Origin of the sequence: Archangium minus, assembly GCF_044360475.1 — a bacterium.
Taxonomy (GTDB): domain Bacteria; phylum Myxococcota; class Myxococcia; order Myxococcales; family Myxococcaceae; genus Archangium; species Archangium minus.
Window position 1 is genome coordinate 2349966 of the sequence record NZ_CP043494.1, and the last position, 18849, is coordinate 2368814.

The following is an 18849-nucleotide window of genomic DNA, read 5'->3' on the forward strand; positions in this document are numbered from 1 at the left end:
CTCACGTCACGGTCGCGGCGACAGGGCGGTGATCAGACAGCTCGCTGTGCTCGAGCACGCGCAAGTCACTGAGCTCCGCGCGGCAGACCAGCAGGTGATCGATGTCGGCGCCGCCAGTCGCGTCCTCCGCGGGGCGCGTGCGCGGTGAGCCGGGAGGCAGCGTGCCCATCACCACCTCCGCGCCGAACGCGCGCACCAGCACCTCGCGCTCGGCGTTGAAGTCACCTCCGAGGCAAATGGGCGCGCTCGACGCGTGGAACAACTCCTGGAGCGTGGCGAGCTGCGCTTCGCTCTTCGGGCCCCAGCTCACGTGCGTGCTGGCGACGACCAGCCCCGAGGGAAGGGTGACGGCGAGCACGCCCTTGCCGGGGTCGCTCGCGAAGGTCTGCGCACGGAGCACCGTCGCGCCTTCGGGTGCGATGACCACCAGGTGCTCGCTCAGGTCGCGCATCGGCGCACCCGGCCGCTTCTGCCTCGGCATGCGCGGATACGGGTGGTCGAGCACGGCCCACGTCGGCAGGTGGTCGCGCAGGGCCTCGAGCACGTCGCCGCTCACCTCCTGCAGCAGCGCGGCCCCGAAGCCGTCGACGCGCAAGGCCTTCGACACGAGGTCGACGACGCGACGCACGCGCTCCGGCTCATCGCTCCAACGTTGAATGGCTGGCTCGCCGTAGTTCTCGGCGTGCACGCGGTGGAGGACGTTCCAGGTCAGCACCTTCACGATTCGCTCCAGTTCAATCCCTTGGACACTGAAGCAGACGTTTCGTGCCTGTTTCCAGTGACTTCGCTGGAGCGCAGCGCTCCAATCCGCCGCCATGTAAGCGCTCGCCCTTCGTGAGGACCGATTCCTGGATGTGCTCCGGCGTCTCATCGCGCTGACGCCGAAGCTGCACGCGAGCTGGAGGCGCGTATCCAGCGCGACGAGGTCCCTCCCGGCTTCCCGCGCACGCGCACCGAGTCGGGCAAGACGTGCTCGCTGGCGTTCCGCTTCGTGGGCGGCGGCACGGAGGGCATCGCCTGCCGGCTGGACTCGCCAGGGCTCCAGGCGCTGAAGGAGGCGATTCAGCAGGTGCGCGGCGTGGCGCCCACTCCGTTCTCCCTCACCGGCTCGCTGCCGCTCGTGCGCGACCTGCAGCGCCAGGGCTGCGACGTGCAAATCACCGGCTTCGGGGAGATGGCGTACTACCACGCGCCCAACGAGCAGGCCCGGTTGGAGGACTTCCGCCAGGGCTTCTCCATCCTCCGCGAGCTGCTGGTGCGGCTGTGATTCGATGGGCATGTACACGGTCGTGTACATCCTGGACATGACCCAGGCGCTGTCATAAGTAAACAGCCGTATACATGCCCGGCCCCACCGAGCCCAAGAAAGCGACGCGCCAGCGTGATGCTGAGCGCACGCGCACCGCGATCCTCGACGCCGCGCAGACCCTGTTCTCGACGCGGGGCTTCGTCAACACCGGCGTGCGGGAGGTCGCGGAGCTCGCCGGGGTGAATTCCGCGCTTGTCGGCCGCTACTTCGGTTCGAAGGAGGGGCTGTTCCGGGCGACGATGGAGCGGGTGATCGACATCTCCCCCTTGCTGCGCGGAGATCGGCGCCGCTTCGGAGTGGACATGGTGGCGGCCCTCATCGACAACGAGGACGCATCAGGCCCGCTGGCCATGATGATCCTCTCGGCCGCCGACCCCGCGGCGCACGCGGTGAGCGTCGAGTTTCTCCAGACGAAGGTGATCGCGCCGTTGGCCAGGTGGCTAGGACCACCGGACGACAAGGGGCGTGCGGCGCGGCTCAACATCCTTTGGACCGGCTTCCTCACCAGTTGGAAGCTGTTGCCCATCCAGCCGCTCGGCGAGGCGCACCTCGCCACTACTCGCCGCTGGCTGGAGGCCGCGACCCAGGCGATCGTCGACGAAGGCTCGGCCTGAGATTCACCGGCGCAACAGCGCGAGGCGCTGACACGGGTAAAGGAGCAGAGACATGAAGCCAGCCGCGAACCCATTTCACCCAGACCTGCAACGCGCCGCACGCCTCATCCCGAACATCACGGCGACCCGGCCGCTGCTCGCAGTGATGCGGTTCTTGATGCGGTTCCAGTCGACCCCTCGCGCCCCCGAGGACGTGGCTGTGGAGGATGTGCAGGTGCCCGGGTCCGCGGGGGCGCCGCCGGTGCGCGTGCGGACCTATCGGCCCCGGAGGACGGTCCAGGGACCGACGCCGGCGCTCCTGTGGATTCACGGGGGCGGATACATCATGGGCCGGCCGGAGCAGGACGATGTTCTGTGCGTCGAGTTCGCGCGCGAGCTGGGCATCTTCGTCGCCTCGGTGGACTACCGGCTGGCACCCGAGCACCCCTTCCCAGCACCGCTGGAGGACTGCTACGCGGCGCTGCGGTGGCTCTTCGCTCAGGCGGGGGCGCTCAGCGTCCTCCCCGAGCGCATCGCCATCGGCGGAGCGAGCGCCGGCGGCGGGCTCACGGCAGCGCTGGCTCAGCTGGCGCATGATCGCAAGGAGGTCCGGCCCACCTTCCAGCTGCTCGTCTACCCGATGCTGGACGATCGCACGACGACGCGCACGGACATCGACGGCACGAGCCACCGCGCCTGGAACCAGGGCAGCAACGTGTTCGGCTGGAGGGCCTACCTGGGACGCGAGCCCGGGGGGGCCGAGGTGCCGGCGCATGCCGTGCCTTCGCGGCGCGAGGACCTCTCGGGATTGCCTCCAGCCTGGTTGGGCGTGGGCACCTGCGACCTCTTCCATGATGAGGATCTCGCGTACGCCAGGCGCCTGGAGGCCGCTGGCGTGCCGTGCGACGTCGCCGTGGTGCCCGGCGCCTTCCACGGCTTCGACGTCATCACTCGCAGCGCCGGGGTGGCGCGCGACTTCCGAGGGCTCTACACGGCCGCGCTCCGCCGAGCCCTGTTCCCGTCGTCTGGCGTTGCGTGAGGACGACTACTTCCAACCCACACAGTAGCGCTCGGGCTTCATATCGAGCGGTTCGCCGACCTGCTCCGGCGCTGGATAGCGCTTCCGGAAGGTGAAGGCGTGCGGCGTGGGGCCGTTTTCGCGCAGATGCCGCAGACGCTCCATCGCCTCTTCCGCCGTCGGAGCATGGCCGGCCGGAATCCACCACAGCACCTGATGTGCCTCTGCCGGATGCTCGAACCACTCGCGCCGGCGCGCCATCACCTTCGTGTGCGGCGTGCGGTAGACGTACTCGAATAGCTGCTCGACCGACTCCCAAACCGACATGTTGACGATGAGGTTGGGATCGTCGCTCACCTTGATGTCGGTCGCATTGCCTTCGTCACTCTTGAGGCGCCAGACGAAGCCGGGAGAGGCCTCGGCGAGCGCGTTGATGTGGTCGAGCGCCGCCACGAAATCCGCCAGCTGCGGGCTGTCGAGCGGTGCGACGGCGCGAGCGACATTGAGTTGAGCGATGTGCCAGGTCTTCATGTGACCCCCCAGAATCGAAGAGCCCTCTATCCTGCACCTGCTCGGTGACCAGGAACAACGTCATGGAATGTTGCAATGGCCTCGAACAGCGCATCGCCACGGAGCTGGACTTCTCCGTGGCGTGCACTGTCATCAGGAGCCCTGCTCAGAGTCTTGGGTCATGAGAAGACGTCGGAGACCAGTCGGCCCTGCTTCTCCATCTCCGCGAGCCACGCCGCGGCCTCCTCCGCGGAGCAGCCCACGCGCTCCTGGTGGATCCTCGCGAGCGTCTCCCGGACCGCGGGCGCCATGTACTGGCCATCTCCGCAGATGAAGAACAGCGCTCCCTGATCGAGCAGCGCCTTCACCTGCTCACGCTCCTTCCACAGCCGGTGCTGCACGAAGGTTACGTCACCGTCGGGCTGGCGGAAGAAGGCGGGCAGCACCTTCACCACCCCCTCCTGCTCCCACTTCGTCAGCTCGTCCCGGTAGAGGAAGTCCACGTCCGGGTGGTCGCACCCGAAGAAGAGCAACGCCGGCCCAGCCGCCTCTCCTCGCGCGTGCCGCAGGGCGCGCTCCTGGATGAAGCCCCGGAAGGGCGCCAGTCCCGTGCCCGCGCCCACCAGGATGATGGGCGTCGCGTTCGAGGCGGGCGGGTGGAAGGGCACGTTTGGCGTGCGCACCGCGACCGCTGCCTGATCCCCGGGGCGCAGCCGCGCGAGGTAGCTCGAGCACGTGCCGTGGAAACGGCCCCGGCCGGACCAGGCCTCCGCGTCCACTACCGCCACCGTCAACGTGCACCGCGTGGGGTCCGCCAGCGGAGTCGACGACACCGAGTACTGCCGCACGCGCATGGCGGGCAGCAGCTCGAGGAAATCTCCGAAGGACAGGATGCACGAGTCGTACTGCTCCAGCAGGTCCAGCACGCTCACGCGCTTGTCCAGAATCTCCTTCTTGTACCGCTCGGCGTCCTGGGCCAGGGCGGCCAGGTGCATGGCGTGCGGCGGGCACGGGTTCTTCTCCGCCAGCCGCTCCAGGTCCTTGCGCGTGGTGGGGGCCGACAGCTCCACATGCCGGCCCAGCAGCTCCTGCACCGACAGGGGCCTGCCCGTGGGGAGCGAGGAGGCCTGGTCGCCTCGAGTCGAGCGCAGGACGACGGCGGCATCCGTGCGCACTCCGAAGCGACGCGCGGCCCGCTCCACCAGCTCCGGGTGGTTCTCCGGCAGCACGGCGAGGTAATCACCCGCCGCATACGTCACTCCCTCCGGCAGCTTGAACACGAGGTGCCGCTTGGAGCGCCCGAACGGCGACGTCATGTCGACGAGCTCGCGGTTCTCCACCAGCGTCGCCAGCTCGAGCTTGTTCTGCCTCACCAGCTCCACGCTCGCTGACGGCACCACCTCCACCGTGAAGAGCGGACCCGAGGCCACCTCGCGCGAGGCCACGCCGAGCGCCGTGCCCACGTCCTCCCAGAAGGGCGCGTACCAGTGCTCGAAGTCCCCGAAGAAGTCGGCCCGTGCATCACCCTCGCCGCGCGCGATGAGCCTCTGGGCCCCCGCGGCGCTCAGCCGCTCGTCGATGTGTCGGGGGACCGCCTGGTAGGTCTCGCCCCAGTCCTTATTGCCGCAGCCGAACACGGCGTAGCGCACGCCCTTCAGCGAGCCCTCAGGCAGGTTGGACACCCACGCGTGGAACGTACGCGCGTTGTCCGGCGGCTTGCCGTTGTAGGAGGCCGTCACGATGAGGACCGAGCCCTCCGTGGGCAGCTTTCCGGCGTACTCGTCCAGCGGCGCCACCTTGGCCGCGTAGCCGCGCGCGAGCCCATCACTCGCGATGCGCCGGGCGAACGCCTCCGAGGCGCCCGAGTTGGAGCCGTAGAGCAACAACAGGGGCGTGCCATGCGCGGCTGCCTTCTCCGACGGCTGGGACGCAGGCGGCACCGTGGGGCGGGGTGCCGGCCGGGCCACAACCGGACGGGAGGCAGGCTTGCGCTCGCGGACGCGGAGCTTGAAGCCATCGGGCTTGAGCGTGAGCGTCTCGCGGATGCGGAGCTTGTACGGCTCGGGCTCGGAGAGATGGAAGCGCTGCAGCATCATGCCGAGCACGAGCGTGGCCTCCTGGAGCGCGAACGCCCGGCCGATGCACGCGCGCATCCCGTTGCCGAAGGGCTTCCACGCGTGCTGCGGGATGCTGTCGCGCACCTCGGGAGCGAAGCGCTCCGGGTCGAAGCGCTCCGGGTCCTTCCACACGGCAGGGTCGCGGTGCAGCATGGGGATGAGCACCAGGAGCGCGTCATTGACGCCCACGGGGTACTTCCCTCCCAGAAGCGTGTTGTCCGCCCTGGCGTGCAGGTTGAACCCGGGCGCGGTGGGCCACAGGCGCAGCGTCTCGCGCAGAATCTGATCAATGTACTGCAGCTGGGAGACCTGCTCGAAGCGCGGCGTCTCCGAGCCCAGCACCCGGTCCACCTCGGCGTAGGCCTTCTGGAGCACCTCGGGGTGGTGCAGCATGTAGTAGAGGGCGAAGGACAACAGGCCGCTCGTTGTCTCGTGGCCCGCGATGAGGAAGGTCACGAGCTGGTCGCGGATGTTGTTGTCATCGAGCCGCTCGCCCGTGAGGGGATCCTTCGCCTCCAGCATGAGGCTCAGGATGTCGCGGGGGGCCTCGTCGGGCCTGAGCGCACGGCGCTTCTCGATGAGCTGGCTCGTCAGCTCGCGCAGATAGCCGGTGTCGGCCTCGAACTGGCGCCGGGTGCGCACCATGAGCTGCGTCTGCACCGGCAGGCGCCGGGTACGGTTTCCCGCCTCCTCCAGGGCTCGCACCATGGAATCCACGAAGGGGTGCAGCTGCGTCTGGTAGAAGGAGTTGAAGCGGAAGGAGAAGCCACACAACGCGATGGTGTCCAGCGTGAGCCGCGTCATGTCGTCGGACACAGGGATGTCCGTCTCGGGGCCGAAGCGCGCCCAGCGGGTGAGCATCTGGTCGGCCACGTCGAGCATGCCGTCGTGGTAGTTGCGCATGGCCGCGGGGCTGAAGGCGGGCATCAACAGGCGGTGGGCCTTGCCCCACTTGGGGTCATCCGACTCCACGGTGAAGAGGCCATCGCCGCCCAGGTCGCGCAGGTACATGAGCGCCTGGGTCACCTTCTTCTCGAAGCGCGTCTCGTCGCAGGCGTCGGCCACCAGCTCGTACGAGCTGATCACCTGGATGGACGCTCCCCCCGGGAACGACAGCCGGAAGATGGGCCCGAGCTCTCGGGCGAGCTTCATCATGTTCTGCAGGGGCGTTTCAGAGCCCACATCAGGCGCGTTCCCCAGGAGAGGGCGCGGGCGGGGCTGGGGGATGGTCGTGGACAGGTCAGGCTTGCTCATAGGATGTCAGTGGAAGTCCGAGCGAATGAATAGTGACCCGCTCGCGAGAGCGAAATTCGCATCTGGCTCAGTTTTCGGAGATGCAGTGACATGAGTGAGCGCAACCGGTCCGCCCCTCGGAAGAAGCCACGTCAGGAGCGGGCGAAGGCGACGGTGGACACCATCCTGGAGGCGGCGGCTCACGTTCTGGTCACCTCCGGCTACGAAGGGACCACCACGAAGGAGGTCGCCAAGAGGGCAGGCGTAAGTATCGGTTCTCTCTACCAGTACTTTCCGAGCAAGGAGGCGCTGGTCGCCATGTTGCTCGAGCGGTTCCACCAGCGCGCCCTGGAGGTGCTCGCCGACAAGCTGGCGCCCCACCCGATTACCGACCTGGAGCAGGAGGTGCGTGAGTTGGTGCGGGCCCTGGTGGAGTTCTACGGCGTGAATCCGCGCCTCCAGCGGGTCCTCCTGGAGCAGGCGCCTCGTATCGGCCCCCTTCAGGCCGTCCAGGAGATTGAGGCCCGCGTGGAGTCACTCGTGCAGATCGTGCTCGCTCAGAATCTGGAGTTCGAGCGTCCGCGCAACCTGGGGCTGGTCGTCTTCATCATCATCCGGGCCCTGCGCAGCGCCATCTGGGCCGCGGTCGTCGAGAGGCCTGAGCTGATTGGAACCCCCGAGCTCGTGGAGGAGCTGAGCACGCTCATCCTGGGCTACTTGCGGCCCCACGGGGACCGGCAGCTACGCTCCGCGCCGGGAGTGAAGTAGAACCACGCGCACTGTCTTAGGAGCCTCCACACATGCGCCGCCCCTTCGCTCTCGTCCTGTCCTCCCTCTGCCTCTCGCTCTCGAGCCCGGTGGGGGCGCAGGACGTCTCCTCCGCGTACACCGACCTGACGAACTGCCCCCGCGACACTTCGATGGACGCGGACGCGGAGGAGCACGGCTCAGACGCGCCGAACATCTGCCCGGGCCCGGGTGGTGAGTACACGGTCACGGAGTTCTTCAGCGCCTACGACGTTCAACGAAGCATCTCCTTGAAGGGCGACGAGCGCTTCGACCTCCGCCTGAATCCTTCGAAGGTCGAGTGCCCGGTGCGTCGCTACGGCAACAAGCTGGAGTGGCGGATGAAGGGCGGAAAGCCCTTCGCGGTGATTCAGCGCGTCACCTGCCTCGCCCTCGACGATGACGAGAACGGGATCCGTCCGGGCAAGCGGCTCGCGGAGTACCTGGTGGTGAAGGGCCTCAAGGGTCACGAGTCGATTGATGGCACCGTGAACACGAAGGACAAGAAGGCGAACGAGAAGGCGCGCGCTGTTGCGGACGAAGGACTCAAGAAGGGCCGCTGACGCGGCTGAACCTCCTGCTGGGGTCGCGGAGGAGCTCCGCTGAGGCGCCACGGTGGAGAACCCATCAGGACCCGTCACCCAACTTGACTCCAAGAGTCAAATCCGTTCCCCTGTACGAGGGTGAAGCACGTATCCTCGGAGGGACCGCAGGTGGCGAACGAGAAGACAGGGAAGGACGGAGGGGGAGGGCCGTTCCAGCTCGGTAGGAAGTACGAAGAGGTCGGGCCTGAGCTGGGAAGCCTCCACGAGGCGCGGCATGTCGGCACGGGGAGTCCTGCACTGACGCTGCTCCCCAGCGAGCGCGTGGAATGGCAACCCGAGGGGGAGTGGCGGATGCGGTTGTCCTGCCAGCCGGCTCCTCCCTCCGTGTCGCTGGAGGTGGAGCAGGCGCCCGCCTCGGGCCGGGTGACGGAGCTGGCGGACATCCTCGTGTTGATGACCGCCGCGGTCAAACGCGTGGAGGACAACCCGCGAGTGCTGGCCTACCTCTTGGGATGGCGGGAGCGCCCCTGGGCCCGCTGGGGACCGCGAGCCGTCGCGGGTCTCTCCGTGCTCGCGCTGGGCCTGGGGGTCTGGCTTCGTGTGGCGAGCGGTCCCGAACACCTGGAGCCCACCTCGCCTGGCGTGGACTCCCAGGAGCTCTTCACCACCGATGCTCCGGATGTGGTCGGCTCCGATGCCTCACAAACCACGGAGATCGCCTATCCGCTGCCCAAGCAGCCTTTCCGCAATCAGGCGAAGGCTCCCTGCAGAGCCGAAGCGGACGAGGTCGAGATCAATGGCGGTTGCTGGGTGACGCTTGAGCGGCGTCCTCCTTGCTCCGTGACCCAGGCCGAGTACCAGGGCAAATGCTACATGCCCGTCTCGAAGGACCGGGGCCGTCTGCCCCAGTCCGTCCAACCCTGAGGGGTTTGATTAGGCTGGCACAGCCTCGGTGATGCTGAGCAGGGCCGGCGTGTGGATGACGCGCGTGAGCTTCAGCCCGGCCTGGGCGAAGAGCTTCCTGAACTCCTCTTCCGTGCGCTCGCGCCCCGGCAGGGACATCATCAGCAGGACGTCCACCACCTTGCCTTCATGGCGCGTGTTTCCCGGGGGAAGGACGGCGTCCACCACCAGGATGCGCCCATGCTCCGGCATGGCCTTCCGGCAGTTGCGGAGGATGCGTACGCAGACCTCGTCGCTCCAGTCGTGGAGGATGCGCTTGAGGAGGTACGCGTCCGCGCCCGCGGGCACCGACTCGAAGAAGTCCCCCTCCGCGAGCTCGCAGCGGTCCGCCAGGCCCGCCTGGGCGATGCGAGCCTCGGCGAGGACGTGGCGATGGTCGTACAGCACGCCGCGCACCTGGGGAGCGGCCTTGAGCACTTCGATGATGAGGCCACCATGTCCTCCCCCCACGTCCACCACGCGCTTCATCGCCGTGAAGTCATAACTCTTGGCGATGGGGGCATTCTCCAGGTCGGAGAGGCAGGACATGCCGCGGTGGAAGCGGGCCCCTTCCTTGGGGTCACGCTCGAGGTAGTCAAAGAAGGGCGCGCCGAAGATGCGGTCAAAGGGGTCCTTTCCCTTGCGCACCGTCTCCGAGAGCTCCCCGGCGGGCGTCCAGAATGTCTTCTGCGTGAGCATCAGCACGGCGCTGCGAAGAGAGCCCGGCGCGTTCGTACGGAGGTAATCAGCGGCGGGCGTGAGCGAGAAGTGCCCGGAGTCATCCTCGGAGAACACCCCCGCGCTCGCCAGCAAGCGGAGGAGCCGGTACAGCGATTGGGGATCGGCCCCCAACTCCTCCGCAAGCGATGCGGCGCTCCGAGGGCCCTTCTCCAGCAGGTCAGCCACGCCCAGCTCCGTCGCGGCACACAGTGCGGCGGAGTAGACGAAGCCATAGCTCAGGTCGATAAGCCGCTGCACGGGATTCTCTGTCTGTGGATTCATGCCTCGCATTCTGGGGCCAAACCCTAAGAGGTCAATAGAGACACATACTCACTGTGAATGTTACACAATCACTGTGCCGTGTCAGTCGAGTGACTTCCCGGTGTCTTCCTCCGGCGCTCGCGCCGCCATGCGAGGAAGGGCCAGATACCGGTCAGCAACACGGGTAGCCAGCTCGGCACCCCCAGCCAGGTGGCCACTGCCCTCTCCGGACTGCGCACCGGAAGCTGCGTGGGCGGGAATTCCTCGTGGATGAGCCAGAAGCCCATCCGGTTCCACACGGAGCGCGGTGCTGGCCGCCGGGGCTCCCGGAAGAAGGCGGCTCCCAAGTCGAGGACATCCAGTGGCTGGTCCGGGGGCAGTCTGAATTGATCCGCGCCGACCAGGAAGGCGCCATTGCCGGGCCAGCGCACGCGCACGTGGGCCTCTATCGCCGTGGGTTCCGCGCGCCGGTCTGTGTCGATGCCCACGGAGGTATAGAACCCGTAGCTCGTGGCCCACATCACGAGGAATCCCAGACACGGCGCCCATGCGAGGCCGCGAAGGAACGGGTGCCTGGGTGCTTTGCCACTCTCCATTGCCGAACTGTACAGCCGCTCAAGGCGGGATGTTCTACCGGGCGGGGGCGCTCTTCCTCGGCTGGCCCTTCTCGGAGGTGCCCTTCGACTGGGGGAGGGGAGACTTGGGCGTGGGCGCGAACCACTTGCGCAGCACTCCCGGTGACACGGTGCGGTAGATGTTGTCGTGGCGCAGGTCCGGCCTGGGCTCGTACTGCCACTTCAGCCCCGTGGGGGCTTTCGCGCGGAGTGTCTCCGCCAGGCGCGCGGCGGCGGGGGCGATGTTCTCTTCGTCGGCGGATGACAGATACAGGGTGTTGCGCAGGTCCGGCTGAGCCGTGAGGCGCTCGCTAGCCTTGCGCACCAGCTCCTCGCCGTTCCACCACAGGCTCGGGCTCAGGGCGATGTAGGTGCCAAACAGCTTGGGCTGCAGGAAGAAGGTCTCGACGATGAACAGACCGGCGAGCGACTCGCCGATGATCGCGGTCTCGTCCGTCACGCGGTACCGGTGGCGTACCTGGGGCATCAGCTCGTTACGGATGAAGCCACGGAACGCGGCGGAGCCACCCACGCGTGGGGCGATCTTGCGATCCTCGTCGACCTGGGTGGGACCGGTCATGTCGCGTCGGCGCTCGGTGTTCTCGATGCCGACCAGGATGAGCGGTTTCATCTCTCCGGCCCGGATCGCGGTGTCGACGGTGGTGGCGACGTGGGGGAAGTCCTCCTGCTCACCGCCGTCGGGCATGTACAGCACCGGGTAGCGCGTGGACCCTGCCGCTTCATAGCCCGGCGGCGTGTAGACGTTGATGCGCCGGGTTTCTTTCAGCGTCGCGGACTGGACGGTGAACGTCTGGTGCGGAGGCATTGGCTCGGCGGCCCTGGCGCGGTTCGCCGCTCCGATGGCGAGCACAGCGAGCAGGAACAGCCTGGCCACCTTTATCAATTGGCGCATCCTATCACTCTCCTTGGCACCTTCTGGCCCCGGCCATTTCCAAAGTCGGGAGCTCTTCGGGGCCATCCGCGACAATCTGGAAGCAAACAGCAGTTCGAATTGTCATGGAAGGATTGACCGGCGCGGGACGGGCCGGGTGGTAATGAGGGCCCCCGCCAGTGTGAGGCACGGGGGCCATCGTGGTACACCTTGCCCTCATGCTCTTCTGTTCACGGCGAGTCGTCGCTTCCCTGTGTATGTCGGTGGGCTTGTCGCTGCTGTGCGGAGAGTCCGCGGCCTCCGAGCCCTCCCCCGGAGGCTCGCCACAGCGGGTGACGTCCGTGGGCGGGCTGTTCAGCATCGAGTTTCCCGCGGTGCCAACATGCAACGAGAAGGCGGACGAGCTGGACTGCCACTATGTGTACCCCTCGGAGGGGTGGGTCCTGAGCGCGTCGCTCTCGAAGGTCAAGTCCTCGGAGCCGCCTGCCAAGTCCCTCCAGAAGTATCTGGACACGAGTGCGGAGAACGGAAGCTTCCGGATCGTCCGCCAGGAGGCCACACATGTCGGCGAGCTCCCCGCGCTCGACTACCGCTTCGAGTCCACCGACGAGTCGGTCTATCGGGCAGTGGGGCGGTTGGTGCTCATCGGCACGCGGCTCGTCTCCATCGAGGTGGGCGGTGAAACGCTGCCCCCCGAGGACGCCATCCAACGCTTCATGAACACCTTTCGCGTGGAGGGCCAGCCGGGGAAGACAGAGGCCGTAGCGAGCTCGGCTCCGGAGTCCCAGCCCATCCCGGAGCCCTCCGCCGCTCCCAGCCCCACGGAACCTCCAGCAGCTCCCCTGCCGGCGCAGGCGTCCTCCGCTTCGGTCCGGCCAGAGCCCTCTCTGTCGTCCCTCACCGCGCGGATGCAGGCCTCGCTGCTCAAGCCAGGCGTGCTCCAGTACCAGAGCATCCAGGAGACGCTTCCCGGTGAGGGGATGCCCTGGAGCTTCTCCGTGGGGACGGCCAAACGCATCATCCAGCGCAAGCGCGACAAGAAGCGTGACGCGCTCATCATCACCGAGAAGGGCCGCACCCAGGCGGGGACGTTCGAGCACCGCTTCTGGCTCGATGCGAAGACCTTGCTTCCCTACCGGTGGGTGAGCCGGTCTCCCGGTGCCTCGACGCGACTGGAAGTCATCGACGGTTTCCTGCACGCGGAGGGCAAGGGTGCCGGCGCGGTGAAGTTCAACCAGCACGTGGGAGACACACCGCTCTTGTTCCCGGGCGCTCCGCTGGAGCTTGCCCTCGCCACGCTTCCCCTGGCGCCGGGCTTCACCGGGAGCGTTCGGGTGCTCGACCCGGGGGAAATGGCTACTGGAAAGCCCTTCTCCACCTGGCGGGTCTCCGTTCCCTTCGCTGGCCCGGTCACGGGTCTCGCGAGGCTGAAGAAGGACGTCGCGAGCTACAAGGTCGAGCTGCTCGAGTCCACCGGAGAGAAGGAATTGGAGAAGGCGCCGCGGAAGATCATCCTGTGGATCGAAAGCGAGGCGCGCCGCGTGCTGCAGGTGGAGACCGAGGCTCCCTCGTCGCGAGGCGGTATCAGGAGCGTTCAGACAATCCAGGCCCAACGTTGAGCCTCGGCATGCGCACCCGCTCGGCGACTCCGTGTCGTCCCGCGGCGCGTTCTGCGCAGAGGGCATCTCTTCGACGCACATCTCCCAGGGGGCGCGACGCTGCTGGAGCTGGTGGACACGAGCTCGTGAATGCTCCAGCCGTTGCTGGACGCGCCGGTGGTGGAGGCTGGCCTGGGTTCTCTCAGGGGAGTGACACCCTGCCTCTGTCATTGCGGAACACGACGCCGTCCTTCATGACGAAGAAGACGCGTTGGGTGAGGCGGATGTCCTGGAGGGGGTTGCCGGGGACGGCGACGACGTCGGCGATCTTCCCCGTCTCCAGGGTGCCCAACGAGTCCTGGACGCCGAGCAGCTCGGCGTTGACGGAGGTGGCGGAGCGCAGGGCGTCGGCGGGGGAGAGGCCGGCGGCGACGAGCAGGGCGAACTCCTCGGCGTTGCGGCCGTGGGAGAAGACGCCGGCATCGGTGCCGAAGGCGATGCGCACGCCGGTAGAGATGGCCTTGCGGATGGCTGTCTTGTGGGCGGTGCTGGCGGTGCGGGCCTTGAGGGCGGTTTCCGGGGCGAGCAGTCCCTTGTCGAGCCGCTCCTGGACGCCCTGGAGGGCGAGCGCGGTGGGCACGTAATAGGTGCCCTTCTGCTTCATGAGGGCGAGCGCTGCGTCATCGAGGAAGGAGCCGTGCTCGATGGAGTCCACGCCGGCGCGGATGGCGCGGCGGGCACCCTCGGCACCGTGGGCATGGGCGGCCACCTTGCGCTGGTGGGCATGGGCCTCGTCGACGATGGCGTCCAGCTCGGCCTGGGTGAGCTGGGGTGAGCCCACGTCGGCATTGAGGCTGAGCACGCCGCCGGTGGCGCACACCTTGATGAGGTCGGCGCCGTACTTGAGGTTCTCGCGCACCTTGGCGCGCAGGGCCTCGGGGCCATCGGCGACGCCGCGGCCCGTCTCGTCGGCGAGCACGCCCTTGCGGAAGGAGTTGCCTTCGTCGCAGTGACCGCCGGTGGAGCCGAGGCCTGCGGTGGCGGTGAGGATGCGGGGGCCCACGGCCTTGCCGCGGCGGATGCCGTTGCGCAGCCCCACGTCGATGAAGTCCGAGGCGCCCAGGTTGCGCACGGTGGTGAAGCCGGCCCACAGTGTGGCGCGCGCGTAGGGCAGCGCGTCGAGCGTCTGCTCGGGGATGGTGCGCTGGAAGGAGTCGAGCACGTCCTGACGCCAGTCCTCGCCGGGCTCGCCGGTGAGGTGGGTATGGGCGTCCATGAAGCCGGGGAGCAGCGTGGCCTCCCCCAGCTCGAGGACCTCGGCGCCCGGGGGCATGGCGGCCCCGGGGCCCACGGAGGCGATGCGGCCCTCCACCACGACGAGCTGGCCGGGGGAGACGAGCCGGCCGCTCCTCGCGTCGAAGAGGTGTGCGGCCTTGAGGACGAGGGCTTTGGGGGCGGGCGGCTCGGCGGCCAGAGCCGGGAGCGCCAGGAAGGTGGCGAGCAGGAGCGCGGGTCTCATGCCCGCCATCTATCTCAGATCGCCACCGCCCGCGTCGGCGAGGTCGAGCCGCCGCGTGATGTAGCGCGCGGGCGACGTGCCGAGCGCCTTGCGGAACATGGTCACGAAGCTGCTCGCGCTCTCGTAGCCGAGGTCCATGGCCACGCTCTGCACGGAGGCGCCCCGCGTGAGCCATTGCAGGGCGAGGATGATGTGCAACCGCTGGCGCCACCGGCCAAAGCTCATTCCGGTCTCCTGGACGAGCAGGCGGTTCAAGGTGCGCTCGCTCATGCCCATCCGCTTCGCCCAATCCTTCAGGGTGGCACCGTCCGCCGGATAGGCGGTGAGCAGCTCGACGAGCCGCCGGAGCCGCGCGTCGGTGGGCATGGGTAAGCGCAGCTGCTCCACCTGGGCCGTCGCCAGTTCATCGAGCAGCACGGTGACCAGCCGGGCCTCGGGCCCGTCGAGCGGATACAGGACGGGCAGCGCCGCGGCACGGAGCAGCAGCTCGCGGAGCAGCGGGCTGACGGACACCGCGCAGCACTCCCCCGGCAGGGTGGCGACCGCGTCGGGCTCCACGAACAGCGCGAGCCCCTCGAGCGGGGCCCGGCCCTTGAGGCGGTGGTTCGTCCCGCCGGGAAGCCACAACGCCGACTGAGGCGGAACGAGCCACAGGGCGTTGGAGGCCTCGCAGGTCACCTCTCCGCGGCTCACGAAGAACAGCTGGGCCTTGCGGTGGGTGTGGAAGTCCAGCTCCATCCCTCCGGTCACCAGCTCCATCCCCACTACGAAGACGGGCCGGGAGATCTCGTCCGGATCGACATCCAGGTGCTGGGAGACACCGTCCGAGAGGCGCATGCGGGCTCGGTTCAGAGGTTGTGGCCGAATCTCGAAACAAGTTGTCCAGGTTGCGGCTTGCGGTCAAGCGCGAATCCGGCGCAGGTTGAAGGGACGGAGACACCCCACCGCGCGCACGGCCTCGAGGCGCGCCCGAACCCAGGAGCCTCTCATGAATGGCGCGATCACCACGGTGGCTGAATTGGAAGCCCGCATCGGCAAGACGCCGGCGCCGGTGAACCTCAAGGTCATTGATCATCTGGACGAAGGGGCGCTGCGCTGGCTCGCCGCGTCGCCGGTGATGTTCGCCGGGTTCGGGGAGGCTCCGCGCATCGGCGTCACCCTCGGTGGCGGCTCCCCTGGTTTCGCCGGGGGCGATGCGCACGAGCTGCGCGTGCCCACCGCGCTGCTCGATGACCCGACGCTGGCCCGGCCGGGCATGGGGTTCGGCTCGCTGTTCCTGCTGCCCGGCATTGGCGAGACCCTGCGCGTCAACGGCAGGGTGGCCCGGGTGGACGAGGGCGTGCTGCGCGTCACGGTCGAGGAGTGCTACGGCCATTGCGCCAAGGCACTGCTCCGCTCGGAGTTCTGGGCGGCCTCGCCTGGCGTGGCCACGCCACGGGATGCCGAGACCTTCCTGGCCGCCTGCCGCTTCATGGCGCTGGCGACGATCGACGCCCAGGGACGCGCAGACCTCAGCCCCCGGGGAGATCCGGCGGGCACGATGGCGAGTCTCCAGGATGGCAGGGCCTGGTTCGCCGATCGCCCGGGAAACCGCCGGGTGGACAGCTTCCGCAACATCGTCGTCCAGCCGCACGTCGCCGCCACGCTCCTGATTCCCGGCTCCACGCACGTCGTCCAGCTCTCGGGGAGCGCGCGGCTCACGACCGGCGAGGAGGCGGTGCGCGCGCGCTTCACCGTCCAGGGCAAGACACCGACGCTGGTCATCGGCATCGACCAGCCGGCCCTCGAACTGCGCGAGAGCCCCACCCTCGTGCGCGCCCGGCTCTGGCCCCTCCAGACGCGGACCGAGAGCGTCGATCCGGCGAAGGTGTTCGTCGCGCACCTCAAGCTCAACAGCGACAAGGGCCTCGGGGCCCGACTGGCGGGCGCGCTCCTGTCGGTTCCCGGCGTCACCGGCCTCCTCCAGAAGGGCTTGGAGAAGGACTACAAGGACAACCTCTACTGACCGGACCGCTGCGCGAGCAGGTGCTCGAGCTCGTCCGCCGCGGCGCCGGCCCCCCCCTGGGTGAAGGCGGTGCGCAGGGACTCGGTGGCGGAGCGCAGGCCGGTGTTGGTGAGTGCGCGGTCAACCGAGCGTGGGACGGGAAGGGATTGCCGTAAGAAAACGTGGCGCTGATGTCCTCGCTCGTGGCGAGCGCGGTGAACTAGCGAAAGAGGAGTGACGGCAGCGTGACGGCGGACCATAGGCCGGCCACGGAGCGAGGCCAGGGCCGTTCGGACTTCTCGGCGCGTTTCCCGCTCTTCTCCTTCCCGCCGCGTGTCTCGTCACATGGTGCTACTCAAGTTCTTTGACACCCCCTCGAGCTTCCGCGGGAGCTGGGCTTGCCCGTAGGTTGGGGGCGCTCGGGCGACGTCACAACGGCAAATTGACTGCAACACCCTCGCGGCCGGAAATCCACTCGCGCAAGTACTGGTTGAGCTCCCCGTAGAATGACACCGACACCAGATCAGCCACCGCAAAGAGTTCGCGGAGCAGTGAATCCACATGGTTGTTATGCGTTTCGGCCGCGTCAGCGTCGACGTACTCCTCAATGATCGAATAATGACCGGGCCTTTGCGTGACGAACCACTGGTAGCGCAACGTTCCCGGCTCGGTCGCAGCGGCGGATGCCAATGCCCGCGCCACCCGCAGGAACTCTGTCTCCCCGTCGGTCCGTGCTCTGAACTCACATAGTACCAGAAGACTCATACGATTCTCCTACGCAGACCGCGCATTGAGGGTCGGTTTTCGTCGTACCACTCGGCAGGCTAGAAGTCGTTTAATAACCTGCTGCGCGGACGAGCGTGAAGGGGCTCGAGGGCCGGTGAGGGCCCTTGGGTCTGAGCCATCCCCTCATTTTAGATGAGACCGAAAGCTTCGCGGAAAACGAGCTGCTCACGGACGAGTTGGGCGAAGCGCTCCATGAGAGGACGCAACTCGGCTTCTCGCATCATGGGCAGGGCCTTGTAGTACATACATCCCTGACGGAAGAGGGAGTAGGTGCGCTTCTTGGAGGTGTTGGCCTTGAGGTAGCGCTCCATGCCGAGACTCTCGCCCGCGGCCCCCAGCAGCGTCAGCAGCGCGCACGCCAGGGCACTGACCAGCAGCAACCTGTCTCGCCTGTCCGTCTCGGCGATGCGCACCGAAGACAGGCCCATACCGAAGCGCAAGTCCTTCACATCCCTGAAACCCTCTTCGATGGTGAAACGGCGGCGGTAGAGCGCGACGACCTCGGCACCGGAGGCATCCACCAGGTTGGTGGCCAGACACCAAGCATCCTTCATGCCCTTCTTCTTCAGGCACACCACGGCAGCCACTTCTGTCTCGTCCGCCGTGACTCGCGCTCCTTTGAGCGTGCGCAGGTGGCCCGACTTCGGCACCCACTCCCCGCGGGTTTGCGCTCCCCGTCTGTGTTCGTCACCGTGATGGATTTGCGGAAGCGCACCACGTACGAGAAGCCCAACTGCGCCAGCAGCGCATACAGTGCCTGGTCAGCGAAGCCCCGGTCGGCAAGTACCGTCACCTTCACCTCGCCCGGAATCAGTTCGCGCAGGCGTAGCAGGACGGTGTCCTCCACGTCGTTGCGCTGGCCCTTGAGGGTGGACTTGTGCACTGTCAGCCACACCAGGGGCGTAGGGCGGCCGTGCTTCGTCAGCAGCGAAGCCACCAGGGTGGTGTGGTCATCATCGTCGAAGTCCGTCCAGTCCAAGGCGATGACGGCCTCGGTGCGCTGGGCCAGCATGTACGGCACCCACAGACTGAACAGGTGCCACACGTTCAAGCCCGCATTGGACAGCAACCTGTCTACCTGCTTCACCCCGTGCTTGCCCTTGGTGCCTCGCGCCACCGCCACGGCCTGCCCGATGGCGTACACCGACAAACTCGCGGCGTGGATGACCCCCAGCGTCGCCAGCGACAGTGACAGCACCCGCTTGGCGTGGACGTCCTCGGCGAAGAGGCTGGAGAGGAATTCATGGACCTGCTGCTCGTTGATAGCTGAAGTACCCACTTCTCCGGTAACGTCCATGACCCTACTGCTCGAACTAAACAGCCTACCGACCCCCTCCTCGCCAGCTTGCTAAATGAGGGGATGCCTCAGCCCTTGGGTCTCACTCCTCCCTCGTCGCTGATTCAGGCCTCGGTGGGGATGGG

Annotated in this window: 17 protein-coding genes and 1 pseudogene; 8 read left to right on the top strand and 10 right to left on the bottom strand. The window is 67.6% G+C overall.

Going from position 1 to position 18849, the window contains the following annotated elements; translation table 11 throughout:
• Position 1 precedes the first annotated feature (1 nt).
• Positions 2 to 721 carry an endonuclease/exonuclease/phosphatase family protein gene (locus F0U60_RS09640; protein ID WP_395816988.1) on the bottom strand — a complete coding sequence of 240 codons (720 nt, stop codon included), beginning with the start codon at positions 719 to 721 and terminating at the stop codon, positions 2 to 4.
• 270 nt (positions 722 to 991) lie between these two features.
• Here F0U60_RS09640 and F0U60_RS09645 point away from each other — a divergent pair, with 270 nt between their 5' ends.
• The 3 genes from F0U60_RS09645 to F0U60_RS09655 all read left to right on the top strand — a co-directional run bounded on the left by F0U60_RS09645 (position 992) and on the right by F0U60_RS09655 (position 2941).
• Positions 992 to 1267 (top strand): hypothetical protein, encoded by a 276-nt coding sequence (locus F0U60_RS09645; protein ID WP_395816991.1) that lies wholly within the window; start codon positions 992 to 994, stop codon positions 1265 to 1267.
• A gap of 74 nt (positions 1268 to 1341) precedes the next feature.
• Positions 1342 to 1923, top strand: coding sequence for a TetR family transcriptional regulator (locus F0U60_RS09650; protein ID WP_395816993.1), 582 nt, complete (start codon positions 1342 to 1344; stop codon positions 1921 to 1923).
• A 52-nt stretch (positions 1924 to 1975) separates the two neighbouring features.
• Complete coding sequence (locus F0U60_RS09655) at positions 1976 to 2941, top strand: alpha/beta hydrolase (protein ID WP_395816996.1); 966 nt, start codon at positions 1976 to 1978, stop codon at positions 2939 to 2941.
• Between the two features lie 6 nt (positions 2942 to 2947).
• Here F0U60_RS09655 and F0U60_RS09660 read toward each other — a convergent pair whose 3' ends face one another.
• On the bottom strand, positions 2948 to 3451 hold the full coding sequence (locus tag F0U60_RS09660) for a DUF3291 domain-containing protein (protein ID WP_395816998.1): 504 nt from the start codon (positions 3449 to 3451) through the stop codon (positions 2948 to 2950).
• A gap of 158 nt (positions 3452 to 3609) precedes the next feature.
• Entirely contained in the window at positions 3610 to 6801 is a 3192-nt protein-coding gene (locus F0U60_RS09665) for a bifunctional cytochrome P450/NADPH--P450 reductase (RefSeq protein WP_395817001.1), read from the bottom strand.
• Between the two features lie 90 nt (positions 6802 to 6891).
• Between F0U60_RS09665 and F0U60_RS09670 the strand changes: the two genes are divergently transcribed.
• The 3 genes from F0U60_RS09670 (at position 6892) to F0U60_RS09680 (ending at position 9035) form a co-directional block, all read left to right on the top strand.
• Positions 6892 to 7548: a TetR/AcrR family transcriptional regulator gene (locus F0U60_RS09670; protein ID WP_395817005.1), complete on the top strand. Its 657-nt coding sequence runs from the start codon at positions 6892 to 6894 to the stop codon at positions 7546 to 7548.
• 32 nt (positions 7549 to 7580) lie between these two features.
• Positions 7581 to 8129 (top strand): hypothetical protein, encoded by a 549-nt coding sequence (locus F0U60_RS09675; protein WP_395817008.1) that lies wholly within the window; start codon positions 7581 to 7583, stop codon positions 8127 to 8129.
• A 150-nt stretch (positions 8130 to 8279) separates the two neighbouring features.
• Positions 8280 to 9035 (top strand): hypothetical protein, encoded by a 756-nt coding sequence (locus F0U60_RS09680; protein WP_395817011.1) that lies wholly within the window; start codon positions 8280 to 8282, stop codon positions 9033 to 9035.
• A gap of 9 nt (positions 9036 to 9044) precedes the next feature.
• On the opposite strand, the gene F0U60_RS09685 is transcribed toward F0U60_RS09680, so the two are convergent.
• The 3 genes from F0U60_RS09685 to F0U60_RS09695 all read right to left on the bottom strand — a co-directional run bounded on the left by F0U60_RS09685 (position 9045) and on the right by F0U60_RS09695 (position 11561).
• Positions 9045 to 10055 (bottom strand): methyltransferase, encoded by a 1011-nt coding sequence (locus tag F0U60_RS09685; RefSeq protein WP_395817013.1) that lies wholly within the window; start codon positions 10053 to 10055, stop codon positions 9045 to 9047.
• Between the two features lie 68 nt (positions 10056 to 10123).
• Positions 10124 to 10555 carry a hypothetical protein gene (locus F0U60_RS09690; protein WP_395825154.1) on the bottom strand — a complete coding sequence of 144 codons (432 nt, stop codon included), beginning with the start codon at positions 10553 to 10555 and terminating at the stop codon, positions 10124 to 10126.
• A 109-nt stretch (positions 10556 to 10664) separates the two neighbouring features.
• A complete protein-coding gene (locus F0U60_RS09695; protein WP_395817015.1) occupies positions 10665 to 11561 on the bottom strand; it encodes an alpha/beta hydrolase in 897 nt (298 codons plus the stop codon).
• A 197-nt stretch (positions 11562 to 11758) separates the two neighbouring features.
• Here F0U60_RS09695 and F0U60_RS09700 point away from each other — a divergent pair, with 197 nt between their 5' ends.
• The gene (locus tag F0U60_RS09700) at positions 11759 to 13159 is read left to right on the top strand and encodes a hypothetical protein (RefSeq protein WP_395817018.1); all 1401 of its coding nucleotides are present in this window, start codon (positions 11759 to 11761) and stop codon (positions 13157 to 13159) included.
• A gap of 181 nt (positions 13160 to 13340) precedes the next feature.
• Here F0U60_RS09700 and F0U60_RS09705 read toward each other — a convergent pair whose 3' ends face one another.
• Positions 13341 to 14657: an amidohydrolase family protein gene (locus tag F0U60_RS09705; RefSeq protein WP_395817020.1), complete on the bottom strand. Its 1317-nt coding sequence runs from the start codon at positions 14655 to 14657 to the stop codon at positions 13341 to 13343.
• A gap of 9 nt (positions 14658 to 14666) precedes the next feature.
• Positions 14667 to 15494 (bottom strand): helix-turn-helix domain-containing protein, encoded by an 828-nt coding sequence (locus F0U60_RS09710; protein WP_395817023.1) that lies wholly within the window; start codon positions 15492 to 15494, stop codon positions 14667 to 14669.
• 151 nt (positions 15495 to 15645) lie between these two features.
• Between F0U60_RS09710 and F0U60_RS09715 the strand changes: the two genes are divergently transcribed.
• Complete coding sequence (locus F0U60_RS09715; protein ID WP_395817026.1) at positions 15646 to 16662, top strand: pyridoxamine 5'-phosphate oxidase family protein; 1017 nt, start codon at positions 15646 to 15648, stop codon at positions 16660 to 16662.
• Positions 16663 to 17070: 408 nt separating this feature from the next.
• On the opposite strand, the gene F0U60_RS09720 is transcribed toward F0U60_RS09715, so the two are convergent.
• Together F0U60_RS09720 and F0U60_RS09725 are read right to left on the bottom strand one after the other, a co-directional pair.
• Complete coding sequence (locus F0U60_RS09720) at positions 17071 to 17406, bottom strand: putative quinol monooxygenase (protein WP_395817029.1); 336 nt, start codon at positions 17404 to 17406, stop codon at positions 17071 to 17073.
• Positions 17407 to 17555: 149 nt separating this feature from the next.
• Positions 17556 to 18724, bottom strand: a pseudogene (locus F0U60_RS09725) (IS4 family transposase).
• Positions 18725 to 18849: the final 125 nt, after the last annotated feature.

Bases quoted from the DNA above. Each gene is read 5' to 3' on its own strand.
- F0U60_RS09650 (WP_395816993.1), top strand. From the start codon at position 1,342: ATGCCCGGCCCCACCGAGCCCAAGAAAGCGACGCGCCAGCGTGATGCT.
- F0U60_RS09655 (WP_395816996.1), top strand. From the start codon at position 1,976: ATGAAGCCAGCCGCGAACCCATTTCACCCAGACCTGCAACGCGCCGCA.
- F0U60_RS09660 (WP_395816998.1), bottom strand. From the start codon at position 3,451: ATGAAGACCTGGCACATCGCTCAACTCAATGTCGCTCGCGCCGTCGCA.
- F0U60_RS09665 (WP_395817001.1), bottom strand. From the start codon at position 6,801: ATGAGCAAGCCTGACCTGTCCACGACCATCCCCCAGCCCCGCCCGCGC.
- F0U60_RS09670 (WP_395817005.1), top strand. From the start codon at position 6,892: ATGAGTGAGCGCAACCGGTCCGCCCCTCGGAAGAAGCCACGTCAGGAG.
- F0U60_RS09675 (WP_395817008.1), top strand. From the start codon at position 7,581: ATGCGCCGCCCCTTCGCTCTCGTCCTGTCCTCCCTCTGCCTCTCGCTC.
- F0U60_RS09685 (WP_395817013.1), bottom strand. From the start codon at position 10,055: ATGAATCCACAGACAGAGAATCCCGTGCAGCGGCTTATCGACCTGAGC.
- F0U60_RS09690 (WP_395825154.1), bottom strand. From the start codon at position 10,555: ATGTGGGCCACGAGCTACGGGTTCTATACCTCCGTGGGCATCGACACA.
- F0U60_RS09695 (WP_395817015.1), bottom strand. From the start codon at position 11,561: ATGCGCCAATTGATAAAGGTGGCCAGGCTGTTCCTGCTCGCTGTGCTC.
- F0U60_RS09700 (WP_395817018.1), top strand. From the start codon at position 11,759: ATGCTCTTCTGTTCACGGCGAGTCGTCGCTTCCCTGTGTATGTCGGTG.
- F0U60_RS09705 (WP_395817020.1), bottom strand. From the start codon at position 14,657: ATGAGACCCGCGCTCCTGCTCGCCACCTTCCTGGCGCTCCCGGCTCTG.
- F0U60_RS09710 (WP_395817023.1), bottom strand. From the start codon at position 15,494: ATGCGCCTCTCGGACGGTGTCTCCCAGCACCTGGATGTCGATCCGGAC.
- F0U60_RS09715 (WP_395817026.1), top strand. From the start codon at position 15,646: ATGAATGGCGCGATCACCACGGTGGCTGAATTGGAAGCCCGCATCGGC.
- F0U60_RS09720 (WP_395817029.1), bottom strand. From the start codon at position 17,406: ATGAGTCTTCTGGTACTATGTGAGTTCAGAGCACGGACCGACGGGGAG.